This window comes from Allocoleopsis franciscana PCC 7113 (assembly GCF_000317515.1).
GTDB classification, from domain to species: domain Bacteria; phylum Cyanobacteriota; class Cyanobacteriia; order Cyanobacteriales; family Coleofasciculaceae; genus Allocoleopsis; species Allocoleopsis franciscana.
Genome location: NC_019738.1, coordinates 4,448,277 through 4,465,801, shown reverse-complemented (window position 1 = coordinate 4,465,801; position 17,525 = coordinate 4,448,277). Strand labels below are relative to the sequence as shown.

Below are 17,525 nucleotides of genomic sequence, written 5' to 3'. Positions count from 1 at the left end.
CCCGATTAATCTGAGCCTGCCAAGGTTTAAGATTTGAAAATTACTTCTTAAGATAGAGGTTATTTGGGGATTTATGAGTGTTTTTATGAGCTAAGATAAAGGATCATTGTCAGTTGCTCCGTTGCCTTAGAGCGGAGCTTTCTTGTATTTACTGCTGCATCGAAGGTAGATGATAATACTCATTCTTCATTCGCTCCGAGAGTTCCCCACTCCCAACGGGTAGGTTATCTCTGCCTGGGTACACAAGGGCGGGGTAGTTTACAATTGAGCCGTTCTAGCTTTGATGACGGATTTTCTTATGACTCAGGCTTTTGCTGCTCGGTTTAGCTTTGCTCTACTGGTTCCCATAACATTCTTGACAGTAAGCTTAACGGCGATGGCAGCGAGAGCACAGAGCCCGCTTTATTCCCCTCTGGCGATTCCTCCTAGTAACGAAGTTACGGATACTCTCACAGACAAGGATATTCCTACCGGTCAAGGTGGGTTTGCCCGCGACTATGCCCTCACATTAAACGCTAAGGACCAAGTTGCCATTGACCTTTCTTCAGAAAGCTTTGACACCATTGTCACTCTCATGGCAGCCGATGGTTCCACAGTGGGAGAAAATGATGATGGCCCCGACGGCACGACGAACTCGCTTTTGTTCACCCGGATTACTGACGCGGGTCGGTATATCATTCGAGTGCGTGCCTTTGGAGAAACCAGTGGCGGTGCTTTTAAACTGAAGGTAACACGCCTGCGACCGGTGAATTAAGGGGTGAGAAGGGTTGTGAGAAGGCAAAGAAACAACGCTTCTGTCCATTCTACGACGGCTCCGTAAGTGTCGCCCGTGTGTCCTCCTAGCTTGCGGTGAAACCAAGCACCGGTCATCAGTGCGATCGCACATCCCCCAAAAGCCATGACCAAGATTATCCACATACTACTTTGGTCTAGCCCGATCGCCAATCCGTATAAACCCAACAGTAAACACAATCCCAGCAGGATATCTTGGGGGGTGCGAATCGCCTGTTTATGAAACGCTCCTTTCCCCGTCGGTTTGAGATAAGGATAAAATGCGATCGCTGCCACTTGTCCCCAGCGTCCCCAACCGGCAGCCGTCATCAACGCGAACCCTCGGTAAGCCTCTATATTGGTCAGTGCTGCCGTTTTTAATAGTAATAAGGCTACAGCCACTATTGCTCCAAAAGCCCCTGTAGCACTATCCACCATCACCTCTAAACGCCGTTGAGGGTCTTGAACCGCTAAGCCATCTGCTGTATCCATTGCACCATCTAGGTGTAACCCTCCCGTGAGTGAAATCCAGCAGACGACGATTAAAGCACTGCGTGTCAGAATTGGCACACCAACCTGTTGCAGAACAGCGTCTACAATACCCAAAAGTCCGCCAATCAATAACCCAATTAGGGGTGCCCAACGAGCAATACCCTGAAATTCTAGCCTCCAGCCGGCGGGTAGGGGAATTGTGGTATAAAAAGTAACAGCACCCAGAAAAGAAAGCCCAACTTGACATCCCCAGCACACGAATTGTTGAAATGTCAATTGCCTCATAGGGGGCTTCCCGTCATAAATTCAGTCAATTGTCGTATTAGCACTGCCAGAATCTTGGGATAGTATTGTCTCATACCCTACTTAATCAGCAACGAGTTTCCTTCCTGTACAACCCAAGTATTCAGTATAGAAACTTGCTTGTTTGCCGTGTTTATATTCCTCTAGATTGTTCCTAGCTGCACCGTTAATATTGATTGATCTTGACGGTTGTCGCGACGATCATCTAAGCTCTTGGTTTCCAATGTAGGGTCTCCAGCAAAGCGGTTACCTCAACCCATTCGATGGCAACGTCAGCCCTGTTTGCATCTTAGGCTTTTACCCCATGAGTTATTCTCAATCCTCGCACCAGCTCCCAGCCCCCTGCATCATCGACACTGGAACTATCGTCAACAAGCAAGACATTGAACGCCTGCTCAATGACCTGAGTCGGGTGCGCTATATTCATAGCCTGGATGGCGAAATCAAAAATGAAGGCGAAGGGTGCGTGATGGAAGTATTTTGCGATCCTCAACGCTCAACCCTGATTGCCAATCAGGCCATGTATCTCAATGTCCAGAGCTTTGATTACTTACACTTAAGCCAGTCTGCCACCAAGGAAGCTTATTTTGACTTAATTCAAGATAACCGTCAGTTACGGCTGATTCCACTTTCCAACCCCTTGCAGGAGCAGTCTACAGAACCCTTTAACGTGGATGCCCTAGAAGCCATGGTGACGCAAGTCCTCAGCGCCAAGTGGGATGTACAAATCGATGATGACGGTGAGTGTCCTTTCTAACGGTTGTCGGTTGAAGGTTGAAGGTTTAAAGTGAGAAGGCTTAAGGTTAGAAGGGTCAAGGTGAGAACCTTGGGATTCTAGTTCTTCTGACCGTTGACTATCCATAAACACCTTAATCAACAGCGTTGGAACAACAGACAATTCAGTTTTCCTTTAAATGTCAGGCGTCCTGTAGCCAGACAAAAGCCCGTGCTGGTGTTTTTGTTACGCCTCATGGTTTGGTCGAGACGCCCAAGTTCATGCCCGTAGGCACCTTGGCAACGGTTAAAACCCTAACGCCAGCACAGCTAGAAACGGCTGGAGCACAAATGGTTCTGGCGAATACTTATCATCTCCACCTGCAACCGGGAGAAGGAATCGTCAATCAAGCCGGTGGGTTGCATCGGTTCATGGGTTGGAAGGGGCCGATGCTCACCGACTCCGGTGGCTTCCAGGTGTTTAGCTTGAGTAAAATCCGTACCATCTCGGAAGAAGGTGTAACGTTTCGCTCACCTCGCGATGGACGGATGATCAACCTGACACCAGAGCGTTCGATTGAAATTCAGAATACCTTGGGGGCAGATGTGATCATGGCATTTGATGAGTGCCCCCCTTACCCGGCTGAACGCTCAGAAGTCGAGGCGGCAACCGAACGAACCTACCGCTGGCTGAAGCGCTGTATTGACGCTCATGCCCGCCCTACGGAGCAAGCGCTGTTTGGGATTGTACAGGGCGGTGTTTACCTGGATTTACGTCGTGCCGCCGCTGAGTCTTTGGTATCGTTAGATTTACCCGGTTATGCCATCGGTGGCGTGAGTGTGGGTGAACCGGCTGAGCTGATTCACGAGATTGTAGATGCTACTGCACCTTATTTACCCGTCGATAAGCCTCGTTATCTGATGGGGGTGGGGACATATAGGGAAATGGTACGTGCGATTGCCGCCGGCGTAGACTTATTTGATTGCGTAATTCCCACACGATTGGGGCGTCATGGTGCGGCGTTGGTGCAGGGAGAACGCTGGAACTTGAAAAATGCTCGATTTCGGGAAGATTTCACGCCTCTAGATGCCACTTGCCCTTGCTATGGTTGCCAGAACTTTACTCGCGCTTACTTGAATCATTTGGTGCGATGCAAGGAAGTTCTCGGCTTCATGTTACTCTCGCTGCATAACGTTACTGAACTGATTCGCTTCACACAACACATTCGGGAGGCGATTTTAAGCGATCGCTTTACTACAGAGTTTGCTCATTGGCTCAATCGGGAAACGGGACAACCTTGAGCGCAGGACTTACAGAACGGAATGCGAACCAAGGGTATATAGCAAATCTCTGGTTGTTTGTCAACCTGACAGCAGCTCGTGCAGGGAATGCTGTGTCAATTTTTACCAACCGCCGATTCATAATCGAGTCCTAACAACTGACAATCGGAATCGAGGCTGCTAACAATCACAAGGACGACACAAGCACAATAATCTCGGATAGCTTGCCGGAGGGCTTCTTTTTTCGTGGAGGTCCGAAGGTGTAAATATTTGGATGATCCATCCGGAAATTCACAAAAAAGATGAAATAACATAATTCTAAAAAATTGAGCGATAAGTCTTACCAATCAACGTATTGAGGGTTTGTGAATAAAGTGTGAAGAAAGAGATTTTGTTAACGTTTTTTTATATATGTTGATTTGTACTTTCTTAAGTACAGCGATGCAAATAAACGTAAATTTTTATGAACTTTTATGGATAAGAGGAAATGGCGTTTTTGCCAATGTCCAATTCTCGATTACCAAAGCCACAAGTGATATTGAACTACGTTCGTCTGATTAACAGAGGTTTGTAGTGCCTGAAAAGATATTATTTATTCCTGCTCATGGCTTTTTCTTCAACCCATGCCTTGAATTCAAGGATTTGCACATAATCGCTAGGTGGATTATTGGTAGTCGCTTCCTCTGTCCGTTTCTTTTCTCTCAGATATTGAGCAATTAACTGACAACAGCTTTGCTGATTAGCTAGCTGTTGTTTAAGCTGCTCATTTTCCTCTCTGAGCTGTTGAATTTCATCTTGCCACCAAGTCATCACTTACCACTAAAACGAAAAAATGTTTATTGAGAAAGTCTTTCTGCTAGTCTGAGCTTAGCAGAACGCGATCGGGGGTTGTCCGCCAGTTCCTTTTCTTGTGCCGTTATTGGCTTTTTGGTTAGTATCCGCAATAGAGGTGAATCTCGCAGCGTATGCTTGACAATCCGATCTTCCAAACTATGAAAACTGATGATGCCAATTCTGCCTTCTGGTTTTAGCCAATGGGGCGCACGGCTGAGGAAGGTTTCGAGAGAGGCGAGTTCTTGATTCACGACAATGCGTAGGGCTTGAAATACACGAGTCGCGGGATGAATTCTACCGTGACGGTACTTGGGAGGGACACTATAGGCGATCGCATCCGCCAGTTCAGTGGTGGTTTGAAAAGGGCGTTTTTCCACAATTCGTCGTGCTATCTGTCGCGAGAGTCGTTCTTCCCCATATTTATAAAATGCATCTGCTAGTTGCGGGGCATCCCACTGGTTGATCACATCAGCAGCAGTAAGAGACTGGCGTTGATCCATCCGCATATCTAAATCCGCCGTATGACGAAAACTAAAGCCTCGTTCTGGTGTATCGAATTGAGCGGAGCTAACGCCTAAATCAGCGATAATTCCATCGAATTGGCGGGAATAGGGTTCATATTCGGCAAAGTTTCCCTGCCAGAAGTGGATGCGATTACCATAGGCTGCTAACTTAACTTGGGCGGCGGCGAGGGCGACAGCATCGCGATCGATCGCAGTGAGTTGAACCTCCGGTGCTGCCTCTAAAATCAACTGACTGTGTCCACCCCCACCCACTGTGGCATCCAGGTAATGCCCACCCGGACGAATATTCAACCCTTCAACCAACTCCCGACTCAGCACCGAAACATGTGAAAACGCCGTTGTGTTCGCCCTCTGAGCCTCTGTCATAATTAAAATAAGCAACAAAAATCAATATTTTGTACAAGACCTACCGCCATAAAGCTATCAAATATCAGGGATAAGCGAATGCGTGTGTTGTCCGTAAAGGGTTGCAGGTTAGCATGTTACAAGTTAAAAGGTTATAAGTTTTAACATTCCGGCTTCAACCTTCCAACTTACAACTCTTTGGCTCCTGAGAAGCTAACTGTCACTTGTTGCTACTGTCCAACCTGCTGCAAAGGGAAATTGCTTAGTTTATATGGCAAAAATTGAAACAAGAACAGAACCCATGGTTCTCAACATGGGTCCCCACCATCCTTCCATGCATGGGGTGCTGCGACTCATCGTCACCCTTGATGGCGAGGATGTGGTTGATTGCGAACCAGTAATCGGTTACTTGCACCGGGGGATGGAGAAAATTGCGGAGAACCGCACTACCATCATGTACGTTCCCTACGTTAGTCGGTGGGACTATGCAGAGGGGATGTTCAATGAAGCGATTACCGTCAATGCCCCAGAAAAATTAGCGGATATTGCGGTGCCCAAACGCGCCAGCTACATCCGTGTCATCATGCTGGAGTTGAACCGGATTGCCAATCACCTGCTGTGGTTGGGTCCTTTCATGGCTGACGTGGGTGCCCAGACGCCTTTCTTCTACATCTTCCGGGAACGGGAGATGATTTACGATTTGTGGGAAGCCGTCTCAGGCTATCGCATGGTTAACAACAACTACTTCCGCATCGGTGGAGTAGCCGCTGATTTAACTTATGGCTGGGTCGATAAGTGCAATGATTTCTGTGACTACTTTATGCCCAAAGTAGACGAGTATGAGCGCTTAATTACCGACAACCCCATCTTCCGTCGTCGCGTTGAAGGGGTTGGCACCATCACCCGCGAAGAAGCGATTAACTGGGGACTATCGGGTCCCATGCTGCGGGCTTCGGGCGTGAAGTGGGACTTGCGAAAAGTTGACCATTATGAGTGCTACGACGATTTTGATTGGGATGTACAGTGGGAAACGGCTGGAGATTGCTTTGCCCGGTATTTAGTGCGGATTCGCGAGATGCGTGAGTCGGTTAAGATTATTCGCCAAGCGTTGAAAGGACTTCCCGGTGGTCCTTACGAAAACCTGGAAGCCAAGCGCATGGTAGAAGGGAAAAAATCCCAGTGGAATGATTTTGAGTATCAGTTTGTCGGCAAGAAAATCGCGCCTACCTTTAAAATCCCCAAGGGCGAACATTACGTCCGTGTTGAAAGCGGCAAAGGGGAACTTGGTGTTTTCATCGTTGGAGATGATAATGTCTTCCCGTGGCGTTTTAAGATTCGTGCGGCTGATTTTGTCAATCTGCAAATTTTGCCTCATCTCCTGCGGGGTGTGAAGGTTGCCGATATCATGGCAATTTTGGGCAGTATTGACATCATCATGGGTTCGGTAGACCGATAAAGCAAGTAATCAGCAAAATATCCCCTTGTGAGAACAAGGAAACGGCAAAAGAGAGGTTTCTTTCTTTTGCTTTTTTATTTAGATTCCTCCGTCGGGCTATAAAAATGTATGGAATGCTACAGTTCTTGAGGCTGTACAGCAGGTTGAATAGGGCTACCGTACTGTCTGCAAAGACCGTAAACATGAGGAGTAGTGAATGACAATTCTAGAAATCACCCAAAAACTTTTGGCGGCTAAAAAGGCAAAAGGATTAACTTTTGCGGATTTGGAAACCATGATTGGGCGGGACGAGGTATGGATTTCTGCTGTGTTCTATCGTCAAGCTAGTGCTTCGGAAGATGAGGCGAGTAAAATTATTTCGGCATTAGGGTTAGAACCCGATATCGCAGACGAATTAACAGCATTCCCGGTAAAAGGGTCTTTAGATCCAGTTATCCCCACTGACCCTTTAATCTATCGATTTTATGAGATTATGCAGGTTTATGGAATGCCGATGAAAGCCGTAATTCATGAGAAGTTCGGCGATGGGATTATGAGCGCGATTGATTTTAGTTTGGATATTGAGAAAGAAGAAGACCCCAAAGGTGATCGCGTAAAAGTTATCATGTCTGGCAAGTTTTTACCCTACAAAAAGTGGTAGTCTTTACCGAAACGCTCATTTTTTGTCCTGAGAAATGGCTAATACGTTTTATTCACTTACTAACTGGCATAGGATTGGTGAGAACTTTCTTGATGTGGGATTTATGATATTCCCCTAACACCGCTCTTGCATAGCTTTCCATACTATCAGTCCAAGGGAAATGAGCCATCCTGGCTCGCCACTGTACCCCAGGAATGGGCGGCAAGTTTAAAGCTTCTCGCCCAATCAATCTAAATATTGTAATTGCCTTAGAGTTGGGGTCGAAACTATCTCCTTGAAGGTCAGCGTCCCAGGTACCAATTAAGTTAAATACAGTACGAGAACTCCTCAGCTTGACAATCCACTGAATACTAATGCGATGAGTTCTAATGATTGGGTCTTGATGCACTAAAGAACGCTCAAAATTGGACATTTCCATGCCTTGGGGTCGATGGTGACGCAAGGCTAATCGAATCGCTGCTAAGTTATCCAGGGTGATCAGCAAGTTGACACGAGGATTATCCCGACGGAACATATACCAGGTTCCCACTGCGCCAGGAGCATCTCGTTCTACAAACACGAGGGAAGTTAGTTCATCATGAGACTCAGTTCGCTCAATGACTTTTAAAGGTTTTTGCTTGGTGCGTCCTTTAGTAAAGATTTGACGAACCCACCGCTTGAGCCAGCGAAACCACGTTAGTAAGTTATCTTGCTTCACTGGCTCTGCTTTACTTACTGTATTGAGTCTATAAACTTCCATGCTTTTAAAGCTTACCAAGTAAGCTGCTCCCATTGATGTGTTTGCAAGATACAAATTGCAAGATACAAGCTTTATGTGTACCAATTGTGAAGTCGGTCTGTCTTCATCCAAGCTGCGTATTTTTTCAACGTGTTCGCGAGAGTCCCCACCCTCGGCGCAGCAGGGTGGGGAGGGACAGCAGGACGGCGAGAGTCCCTACGCCGTCCAACACATCTCCCCTAAGTAACACATAATTTGCATGAGCGCTTAAGTAATTTGACCTTGCTAGGACTGAATTGTCCAATTCTTTTCCATTCATAGTTGTAGACTGAGATGTTTTTGGACTTACCCGTTTGGGTATAACCACCAATCCAACCTCTGTAAATCTGTCCGGCTTTCTCAGCTTGAACAAAGTCACCAGAGCGGAAACCAAAAGGTGTAGCTGTTCCACCCTTGCGCTTACGGTATTAGTTGGGATTAGGCTTATGACTATCGGGATTCTCGAAGTGGAGCTGACGCCTATAAAGATTGGGTTTGGCTATTACCTTGAAGGGGGCTGATGTAACAACAACGTTACCCTTCCAGTTACCACCTCTTGCATTACTCGATTCCCATTCTTTCCACTTAATGAAATGACTAGCAGCTAGTGCAACACCGTCATTACTGTGCGTTTCTTCCACAGCTTTTGATTTGTCAGCCTTATCTTTTGGAAGTTTTAGCCACTGCCTAATGTTGGATGTCTGCCAGCCAAATTGAGTAGCTGTTGGTGCGATTTTTTCTAGCCACTCCAACATCACTTTTTGTCCCACCATTGCAGGGCTAAAGCCCTTGTTCCCACGAGCTTTGATGTATTCGTAAACGATGCTAGAAATAGGGAATAATCGCGTTATTTCCTTGACTACTCTTAGCTCTAATTGACGATTAGCTCTGATACTGGGAGGCAGCTTCTTTTGGACTCTGTTGTCAAACCGTTTAGCTCTATGACAGCTCTGGTCATAAGGCAGTTTGCGGTTGATTCTGCGACCCCTTCTTACCCTCCTAAGTATCCGTCTTGCTGTCATCTTTTTAGTGACATTGGGGAACGGAAGGATTAGATGAAGTTTGAGCAGAGTAGCCTTGGAACTTTGAATGCCAACGCCGGAAAACATTTTGCCAGGGTCGATGCCAATGACCACATTTTGAGTTTCATATCCAGACGGCTCATTGATGAGCACAATAGCAAAAATGTTCAGGTCATTAAGATAGATTCTGGCAATTCCTTCTTTAAGCCATCGCCTAGCTCTTAAAGGTTTGGTAGGCATTAGTGGACGCCCATCAGGTGAAATTACGGGTACTCGTTGCATAGGAGATAATCCTTACAAGAAGTTACTTGTTCCTTACCGCCATCTGATAAAAGATGTCCTTTCTTAGAGCAACCTAGTCAGAGGTTTTACAGAGGTTTAGTCTAGGAAAACAACTAAACGTGTGTACCATTATCAGACTCATGCGGTAGACAACTTTTACTGAAAACTGACCTTTCCAAGCTCACGGTTCAACGAAGTAACCGTGAGTAGTTGACTTAACCCTCTTTTATTGCTCTGAACAGAGAATAAATGACGAGCTGGCTTTGAGACAGGTTTCCTCGCCAAAGTCGGAAACTTTGACGCAAGGCTCGACGTTTAAAATATTCTCTGGTGAGAGTAATGAAAGAGGGATTGCTCAGGACTTATACAGTCACCTGATTTTTCATGCTATTCACATACACCCTACTACTGTTATAGCTAGGACTGACGCATTAAGACAGTAGTCTGTGATTCTAAGTGAAGGATAGGGGGCGTTTTGGCGGGGTATGGCATCTAGTGCATGATGGCAAAAATTTCTGATTACCTCTGTGCAAGCAGGGGAGCGGGGGAGCTGGGGAGCTGGGGAGATTTTAGCTAGTCAGTTATTTCTGCCATGCTGCACTAGGCAGAATATTCTTGGAGTAGGGAAACAATCAATGGTTAACACTCAAACCCACTAGCCTTTAACACCACTACTGGTATCTGTCGGGACAATGTAACGCTGCATCAGCAGGAAGAACAAAATGACAGGGGCGATAGAAATAACAGAACCCGCCGCAATCAGACGCCAATCCAGGGAGAATGTACCTGCAAGGGTGGCGACACCCAAGGGAAGGGTGTAATACTCCGGTCTATCGAGGACAATTAAAGGCCACAAGAAGTCACTCCAAGAGCCAATAAACACAAATATCGCCAACGTCACTAGCGCTGGACGGACAGCAGGCAGCATAATATTCCACCACAAGCCTAGCTCCGAACAGCCATCCATACGAGCGGCTTCTTCCAGTTCCTTCGGAACACCCTGAAAGGCTTGGCGCAGTAGGAAAATGCCAAAGGCTGAGGCAAGGCTGGGGAAAATGATGCCTAGATAGGTATTTCTTAAACCTAGCTGCACCGTCAAGATGTAGAGGGGTATCATCACGATCTGGAAGGGAATCATGATGGTGGAGACAACCAGGGTGAAAATCACATCACGTCCTCGAAAATCCAGTCTTGCCAGTGGGTAAGCGGCGAGGGAACAGAAGAGGAGATTTAAGCTGACGGTGAGAACAGCCACAATTGTACTGTTCCACAAGTATTGCCCAAAGGGATTGGTTTGCCAGACGGTGAGGAAATTTTGAAAGGTGGGCTGACTGGGAATGAGTTGGGGAGGAAACTGAAAGATGTCTTCGGTTGGAGACTTGAATGATGTGCTGACAAGCCAAAGCAGTGGGAAGAGCATCCCAAAGGCGATCGCTCCTAACAGCAGATATCTCCAAACGTTTCTCCACATCTGAGTTTGCCGCTTTCGACTCATGGCGTATCGCTTACCTGAAACCTATCTTCTGTACAGATACTATGGAGCGGCTTGTCCCAAGGGTCAACGGGTAAGTGCGACACATAGGCAAATTCAAACACAATTCCGATAGTAGGTTTAGAGGCCCAATCGGCTGAACTCAGCAATCGGTCATAAAATCCCCCCCCATACCCTAAACGGTATCCTCGTGCATCACAAGCCACAGACGGCACTAAGATTAGATCGACCTCATGGGGCGTCAAGATTGGGGAATCAGGGTAGGGTTCAAAAATGCCATAATCTCCTTTCGAGAGGTAGTCTCCAGGCATCCAGCGATGCCAGACGAGAGATTTTTGTTCAATACGAGGGAATCCCCAACAGCGTTTGGAGTCTGTAAATAGGGGACTTAAATCGGGTTCTTGACGAAAGCTGAAATAAGCCAATATGGTTCGTGCTGAGCTAAATAAAGGTGAGGATTGCAGGTGAGAACAGAGGCGATCGCTCTTTTCCTGCCATGCTTCTACACTTAATGATTGCCGTTTTTGCAGTAGAATCTGACGCCATTTGGATTTATTTGGCTGGGATTCCCCATGTTTACCCATTTTAATAACTATTAAGGAATATGATTTCTTTATCAAAACTTCATCAGTGTCTTTGAAAATTTTGATCAAGAAGTAACTGTGTCTAGTAAATTTAGGGAACTCTAAATATAGATAGTGATTACAGTCATTCTCTTGGAGTGGAGTAGTGAAACGGCATTATCAATCAAGTCCAGAGGACAAACAGTTAGAATAATCCAGTTTTTGACAATCCTTAATATTTTCTAGCTATAGAGCTGTAACTGTCTCAGATTCCACTGATATTTTTTCACTAAAATTCAATGAAATGATCGGTAATATCCCCTTTTTTTCCTCTAATTCCAACCCTGAACCATCGACTGGAAGTGTTGAACGACAGTTGCAGCATGTTGATGCTTCAGGAATCTCACCTATTTTAAAACACCCAAGAGGCTGTGAGTGCCATCAGAGGGAAGCAACGCGGTATCACAGTTCAGAACTGAAGACAGCACCATCCGAATCCGAGTTACCGATAGGAGAGCGTTTTTTTACCCTTTCCCTCGATATGTTGTGTGTGGCGGGATTTGATGGATATTTTAAACATCTCAATCCTGCCTGGGAAAGAACGCTAGGCTTTACTCAATCAGAGCTCCTAGCCAAACCATACTTTGATTTTGTCCATCCTGAAGACTATCAAGCTACCCTAATTGAAGCTCAGACGCTGATAACGGGTGTAGACACTATTGATTGAAAATCGTTACCCCTGCAAAGATGGCTCTTACAAATGGCTGCGATGGAAAGCGACTCCATGTGCCCAACAACAGTTAATTTATGCGGTGGCTCATGATATTACCGCTCATAAGCAAGCCGAGGAAGAACTACGGGAACAAGAAGCAATTTTACGTAGCTTCTACAATAGTTCTCCTCTGATGATGGGTGTGGTGGAACTACTCGATGATGATATTTTGCATCTTTCTGACAACCAAACAACCGCGCAATTTTTTGGGACGACTCCGGATGCCACGCGAAATCAACTGGCGAGTCAGTTAGGAGTTTCCCCGGCTCACATACAGCAGTGGCTCGAAAACTACCGAGAGAGTGAACGCACAGGCACTCCCGTTCGTTTTGAGTACCAACATAATACAGCAACGCATTCGAGATGGTTATCCGCAACCGTATGTTTTATCGGCAAAGTGGCAAACGGGCGATCGCGCTTTTCCTATGTTGTCGAAGACATTACCGATCGCAAGAAATCGGAAGAAACCCTACGGCGACAGTTAGCGGCGGTAGAAGCGGCGATGGATGGCATTGCGATCACTAATGCTCAGCAGGAGTACACCTATTTGAACTAGGCGCATGTCAGGCTGTTTGGTTACGACAACAGCACCGAACTCCTAGGGAAGACATGGCACGAACTTTATTCCTCCGATGAAATCCAGCGCCTGGAACAAGACTGTTTGCCTATTTTATTACAAACAGGACGGTGGCACGGAGAAGCGATCGCCAAAAGAGGGGATGGGAGTACGTTTGCCGAAGAGGTATCCCTCACCTTGACGGAGGACGGGGGAATTATTTGTGTTTGCCGTGATATCACTGAGCGCCAGCAGTTTGAAGCCCAATTGCGTTGGGATCAAGCGTTCTTGCGTTCCATGACTAGCGCCTCTCCCTTGGCGTTCTTTGTCGTAGACAACCGCACCGATGCCATACTCTACTTCAACCATCGCTTCTGTGAAATTTGGGGGATTGAACATCTAGAGGAGTCTATGGAACGGGGTGAACTCAAAAACAACGATATTATTCCCGCCTGTATTCCCTTGCTTGCCGATGTTGCTGCTTTTGCCGAATCCTGCAAACCCCTGCAATCGGAGGAAAATCGAGCCGTAGTCGAAGATGAAATTCCTTTTGTTGGGGGACGCACGATTCGTCGTTTTTCGGCTCAAATTCGTGATGAGGGAGATCGCTATTTTGGTCGATTGTACATGTTTGAAGAGATCACCGAGCGCCAGCAAGCTGAACAAGCCCTGCGCGATTTTACGCAGAGAGAACAAGAGAAAGCAATGCAGTTAGAACGAGCATTGCAAGAACTGCAACAAACTCAAGCCCAATTGGTGCAGAAAGAAAAAATGGCTAGTTTAGGACAATTAGTGGCAGGAGTGGCTCATGAAATCAACAATCCCACCAGTTTTATCTATGGCAATATCCATCCAGCGAGGGAGTATGCTCAAGATTTGTTAAATCTAATTGACTTGTATCAATGCCATTATCCCCATCCAATCGCAGAAATTGCCGAACAACTCGAACAGATTGAACCCGAATTTATTGCCGAAGATTTTCCCAAACTTTTAGATTCGATGAAAGAAGGGGCGGAACGAATCACTCAAATTGTTATGTCCTTGAGGAACTTTTCCCGCCTGGATGAAACAGAACTTAAGTCGGTCAATATTCATGAAGGCATGGATAGTACTCTGCTAATCTTGCAACACCGATTGAAGCAACAGCCTCATCGTCCCGAAATTCAGGTCATTAGAGAGTATGAACAACTCCCCTTGATAGAGTGTTACCCAGGTCAGCTTAATCAAGTTTTTATGAATATCCTGAGTAATGCGATCGATGCATTGGAAGAGGCTTGTGAATTATCCAGCATCAGTGATGAAACGGAAGACTCTCACCATCCATCCCCAACAATTTGGATTCGCACGGCACGGGTCGAAGAAAATCGAGTAATGATCCGCATCACTGACAATGGGGTAAGTATACCCGTAGATATTCAACCTCGGTTATTTGACCCCTTCTTTACCACCAAACCCCCTGGCAAGGGGACAGGGTTGGGATTATCGATCAGCTATCAGATTGTTGTTGAGCGACATCAAGGAAAGTTATTCTATCATTCAGCCGTGACCCAAGGGACAGAGTTTGTGATTGAGCTACCCATTATTCAACACCAATAACGGTAAAGGCGTCAAAATAAATTATTTCATAATTTATTGATAAAAAATGCCAAAATCTATGAGAATTGCGACCTGGAATCTTGAGCGTCCAAAGCTTGGAGGTTGGAAAAAAAATCCGATAATTCAGGAACAAATTGATGAAATAAACGCTGATATTTGGATACTCACTGAGACCAATCGTGTTATCAATCCCAAAAATAATTACTCAAAAATTGCCACATCTCCAATATCTGAATATCATAATCCTGGAGAAAATTGTTCAACTATTTGGTCTCGCTACCCAATCGGGAGGACGTTTCCCACTTTCGATCCTTCAATTGCTGTGTGCGCTGAAATTTTAGCGCCGCTTGCTCACTTTCTCGTCTATGGAACCATTATTACTTGGGCAAACGATAAAGGCCCAACAGGGACAGCGAAGAAGTGGCAAGAACATTACAAATCGATCGCATCTCATTGTCAGGATTGGGCAAAACTGAATCAAGGTTTGCCCTTATGTGTAGCGGGTGACTTTAACCAAACGCTGAGTGGTTTGACTGGATACGGAACCCATCAAGGACGGAACATGTTGAGTGAGGCACTACAAGAAAACGACCTTGTTTGTGTTACCGATAAGATTCCATTCAACATTGACCACATTTGTTTCAGCAAAGACTGGGCAGATGTCACTTGAACCATATCCTGTCCAAAGTGGAAGCATAAGTTGTCCAAAAAACTGTGGTCACTTTATACTTCGACGTGGTGGGACGAGGTAACTAGACTTGAACCGCTTGCGAGTACCTGGAGATAGACTTGGGGAATGGCATTATTATAGCTAGGACTTTCTGATTGCTTGTCGGTATAATCTGTAACGAGCGGAAATTTGGTGGCACAAGTCTGGGAAAAATCGGGAGATATCGCCAGGGTCGTATCCAATAGTAGCAGCCACTTGCTTGAGAGACTGGGGTGGTTCAAAAGACAAAGCTGCCTCTAAAAACATTTGTACTTTCAGCGCATCAAAGCGCCGATTAGTTTTTCTCCTTTGTTGAGTGATAGGCAAAACCTTCAACGATAGCGGTTGCTCAATCACTACCCGGCCAGTGAGGAAATCAACTAAAGGAATAGAAAGACACCAACAAACTCGTAAGAGCAAACCTAATTGTGCCAGTGCTTGACCACATCGCCATTCTCCTGGTACGGAAGCACTCAGGTACATTAACTCAGCAAAAGCTTTAGCATTACCGTTGGTAGCTTTTTGAATACATAAGTCAATACAAAATGCCAGATTTTCTCTAGCTGGCACAGACTCAAGAAAAGGTGCTTGCTCTAGAATTTTTCCCACGGAGTACACAACAAAAATCTGCCATTCCCAATCAGGTGGCTCTACTGGGGAAGCATCAAAAGAGGTCTCGCCTGTACTCAAAAATGAACTCACACCCAACCACTGTTGGCATCTAGAGCAGAAACCCGGTCGGGAATTCCACTCTAGAGGGTAGAGCGACCGCCGACAATTGGGACATTGATGCCATAAAACTTGTTGATGAACAGGACAAGTTGTCACTACCTGGAGCGACCATAATAAAGGCTCGTAGATGGGTTTGCCACAACGCTCCCAATCGTCATAGCACACGGGACACCAAGCCTTGTTGGTACGAAGTAAACCTCGTGACGGTAAAACGTTAGCCCAACGTAACAAAGTGAGAAACCGTAACTGATGCTGCTTGGTTCGTGCTTCTAACACATGAACTGGCTCAGATGCCATAATTCCCATGCCATTCCAGGCCCCCGTATCGTTGAAAAAGACACGGAAAAACCATCTGGATAACCCTTGATGCTGATTGCCCTGATATCTACTGACTTGTTGAGCGACTTCTTGAGCTAGCAAAATACCCGTAGGTACTCGATGAGCTGCTGCCAACCGAGCCACATAACTGGTTAAACTCTCTACTGTCGGCGTTCCTACACCGATGGGTTCAAGAGGATGCAGGCGGCTACGCTCTGGAATTGTTGTGGTTTTTGAATACCACAGTTGATGATTACTCCAGCTTTCAACTGACACTGGGAGCGCCTCCGATGACATCCCGTTGAGGATTACGCTCTCCCGGACGACGTTTCTTTGTTTTCTTGTCTTTTTTATTAGCCGTAGAACGGGTCGGGCTATTGAGCAAGGCTTCTGTTGCTGTTGGTGGCTCCTTAACAGTTAATCCCAATTTTTGACGCAATCGGCTCAGTTCGCTCTCCGATTGGAGCAGCGCTTTCTCACCTTCTATCGCCTCAGTTGCCATTTGCATACATTTAGAAACACTGGGAGCATAAGGTGTAAGATGTGCCAAGCTCAGGGTAGAGGCTGATTCTCCCAACGCTTTTCTCAAAGCTTGTGTCAGCCAATCTTTCACTATCCCGACACAACCGATACTGCGTTCGTAAAAGTATTCCCAATGCTGCTCTAAATCAGGGACTTCTAACAAGGGCATTTGGCAGGCAAAGCTTTTGAGTACCCGTTTGAAATCTTTAACGTCCTGTGAGCAATCCGCTTGATAACGAGGAAAGTGAATATCTAAACTGCGGCGGCTCAATTGACCGCTTAAATTTCTTAACTGTAGCAGTTCATAAGTGCCAAAAAGTCCGTGTCGGGTGGACGTGAAACTTGCCATTGACTGAATGGCATCCATTTGGTCTTGTTGTCTTCGTCCCGATGCCATTTTAGTGAAGCGTTGGGCTTCATCAACTAGAAATACAATTAACCGACGTTGTTGGATAATTGCGGCTACATCCTCTCGTAAATCTGAAAGGTTGGCTCTTGATTTAACTAGACGTTGAGCCGAACCCCTGCCCTCAATTCGGCTACTGCCAGTTCTGAGTTTATAATCAACGAAGGGGTCAGCTAAAGCTATCAAGACGCTTTTATAATAATCTTTCCAGTCGAAAGACCCGGATTCGGGAGCGCGAGCTTCTACATAAGCAACAGGAATATGCCCACAATCAAGTTGCATAGCTCTGGAGTTCTGCTCTATTAGCACTTTCACAACTTGATGGAGTAAGGTTGTTTTCCCCACCCCGGTAGGACCAAACAAAAGATTAATGAAGCTCCTCCAGGATTATTGACGGCATCTATTACAGCTTCATAAGCAATTTTTAATTGCCTGTGT

Annotated in this window: 18 protein-coding genes; 9 read left to right on the top strand and 9 right to left on the bottom strand. The window is 46.0% G+C overall.

Annotation, left to right across the window (positions count from 1 at the left end; all coding sequences use genetic code 11):
* Positions 1–298: 298 nt before the first annotated feature.
* Entirely contained in the window at positions 299–754 is a 456-nt protein-coding gene (locus tag MIC7113_RS18555; protein ID WP_015183708.1) for a PPC domain-containing protein, read from the top strand.
* Here the strand turns inward: MIC7113_RS18555 and cobS are convergent.
* Positions 751–1,548, bottom strand: a complete 798-nt coding sequence (gene cobS / locus MIC7113_RS18550; protein WP_015183707.1) for an adenosylcobinamide-GDP ribazoletransferase — start codon at positions 1,546–1,548, stop codon at positions 751–753. The genes MIC7113_RS18555 and cobS overlap by 4 nt on opposite strands.
* A gap of 322 nt (positions 1,549–1,870) precedes the next feature.
* Here cobS and MIC7113_RS18545 point away from each other — a divergent pair, with 322 nt between their 5' ends.
* Both MIC7113_RS18545 and tgt read left to right on the top strand, forming a co-directional pair.
* Positions 1,871–2,323 carry a hypothetical protein gene (locus MIC7113_RS18545; RefSeq protein ID WP_015183706.1) on the top strand — a complete coding sequence of 151 codons (453 nt, stop codon included), beginning with the start codon at positions 1,871–1,873 and terminating at the stop codon, positions 2,321–2,323.
* Between the two features lie 125 nt (positions 2,324–2,448).
* Positions 2,449–3,582, top strand: coding sequence for a tRNA guanosine(34) transglycosylase Tgt (gene tgt, locus MIC7113_RS18540; protein WP_015183704.1), 1,134 nt, complete (start codon positions 2,449–2,451; stop codon positions 3,580–3,582).
* A 567-nt stretch (positions 3,583–4,149) separates the two neighbouring features.
* On the opposite strand, the gene MIC7113_RS18530 is transcribed toward tgt, so the two are convergent.
* The gene (locus tag MIC7113_RS18530) at positions 4,150–4,371 is read right to left on the bottom strand and encodes a hypothetical protein (RefSeq protein WP_015183702.1); all 222 of its coding nucleotides are present in this window, start codon (positions 4,369–4,371) and stop codon (positions 4,150–4,152) included.
* A 26-nt stretch (positions 4,372–4,397) separates the two neighbouring features.
* Entirely contained in the window at positions 4,398–5,285 is an 888-nt protein-coding gene (gene rsmH, locus MIC7113_RS18525; RefSeq protein ID WP_015183701.1) for a 16S rRNA (cytosine(1402)-N(4))-methyltransferase RsmH, read from the bottom strand.
* 250 nt (positions 5,286–5,535) lie between these two features.
* On the opposite strand from rsmH, the gene MIC7113_RS18520 reads away from it, so the two are divergent.
* On the top strand, positions 5,536–6,720 hold the full coding sequence (locus MIC7113_RS18520; RefSeq protein ID WP_015183700.1) for an NAD(P)H-quinone oxidoreductase subunit H: 1,185 nt from the start codon (positions 5,536–5,538) through the stop codon (positions 6,718–6,720).
* Between the two features lie 196 nt (positions 6,721–6,916).
* Positions 6,917–7,360, top strand: coding sequence for a cyanase (gene cynS, locus MIC7113_RS18515; protein WP_015183699.1), 444 nt, complete (start codon positions 6,917–6,919; stop codon positions 7,358–7,360).
* 52 nt (positions 7,361–7,412) lie between these two features.
* Here cynS and MIC7113_RS18510 read toward each other — a convergent pair whose 3' ends face one another.
* From MIC7113_RS18510 to MIC7113_RS18495, 4 genes are all read right to left on the bottom strand, one after another.
* Positions 7,413–8,099, bottom strand: a complete 687-nt coding sequence (locus MIC7113_RS18510; protein ID WP_155898034.1) for a hypothetical protein — start codon at positions 8,097–8,099, stop codon at positions 7,413–7,415.
* Between the two features lie 446 nt (positions 8,100–8,545).
* Complete coding sequence (locus MIC7113_RS18505; RefSeq protein WP_226883448.1) at positions 8,546–9,421, bottom strand: RRXRR domain-containing protein; 876 nt, start codon at positions 9,419–9,421, stop codon at positions 8,546–8,548.
* A gap of 655 nt (positions 9,422–10,076) precedes the next feature.
* Positions 10,077–10,916 carry a carbohydrate ABC transporter permease gene (locus MIC7113_RS18500; RefSeq protein WP_015183697.1) on the bottom strand — a complete coding sequence of 280 codons (840 nt, stop codon included), beginning with the start codon at positions 10,914–10,916 and terminating at the stop codon, positions 10,077–10,079.
* On the bottom strand, positions 10,913–11,497 hold the full coding sequence (locus MIC7113_RS18495) for a 5-formyltetrahydrofolate cyclo-ligase (RefSeq protein ID WP_015183696.1): 585 nt from the start codon (positions 11,495–11,497) through the stop codon (positions 10,913–10,915). Before MIC7113_RS18495 ends, MIC7113_RS18500 begins: the two co-directional genes overlap by 4 nt.
* A gap of 283 nt (positions 11,498–11,780) precedes the next feature.
* Between MIC7113_RS18495 and MIC7113_RS38515 the strand changes: the two genes are divergently transcribed.
* The 4 genes from MIC7113_RS38515 to MIC7113_RS18475 are packed head-to-tail and all read left to right on the top strand — an operon-like array spanning position 11,781 to position 15,070.
* Positions 11,781–12,203, top strand: coding sequence for a PAS domain-containing protein (locus MIC7113_RS38515; RefSeq protein ID WP_041780119.1), 423 nt, complete (start codon positions 11,781–11,783; stop codon positions 12,201–12,203).
* The gene (locus tag MIC7113_RS18485) at positions 12,196–12,804 is read left to right on the top strand and encodes a PAS domain-containing protein (protein ID WP_041780118.1); all 609 of its coding nucleotides are present in this window, start codon (positions 12,196–12,198) and stop codon (positions 12,802–12,804) included. Before MIC7113_RS38515 ends, MIC7113_RS18485 begins: the two co-directional genes overlap by 8 nt.
* Positions 12,805–12,816: 12 nt before the next feature.
* Positions 12,817–14,400, top strand: coding sequence for a PAS domain-containing sensor histidine kinase (locus MIC7113_RS33550; protein WP_226883691.1), 1,584 nt, complete (start codon positions 12,817–12,819; stop codon positions 14,398–14,400).
* Between the two features lie 58 nt (positions 14,401–14,458).
* Positions 14,459–15,070 carry an endonuclease/exonuclease/phosphatase family protein gene (locus MIC7113_RS18475; RefSeq protein ID WP_015183695.1) on the top strand — a complete coding sequence of 204 codons (612 nt, stop codon included), beginning with the start codon at positions 14,459–14,461 and terminating at the stop codon, positions 15,068–15,070.
* A 141-nt stretch (positions 15,071–15,211) separates the two neighbouring features.
* On the opposite strand, the gene MIC7113_RS33545 is transcribed toward MIC7113_RS18475, so the two are convergent.
* Positions 15,212–16,435, bottom strand: coding sequence for a TniQ family protein (locus MIC7113_RS33545; protein WP_015183694.1), 1,224 nt, complete (start codon positions 16,433–16,435; stop codon positions 15,212–15,214).
* Positions 16,425–17,450: an ATP-binding protein gene (locus MIC7113_RS18465; protein ID WP_051056028.1), complete on the bottom strand. Its 1,026-nt coding sequence runs from the start codon at positions 17,448–17,450 to the stop codon at positions 16,425–16,427. Before MIC7113_RS18465 ends, MIC7113_RS33545 begins: the two co-directional genes overlap by 11 nt.
* Positions 17,451–17,525 lie beyond the last annotated feature (75 nt).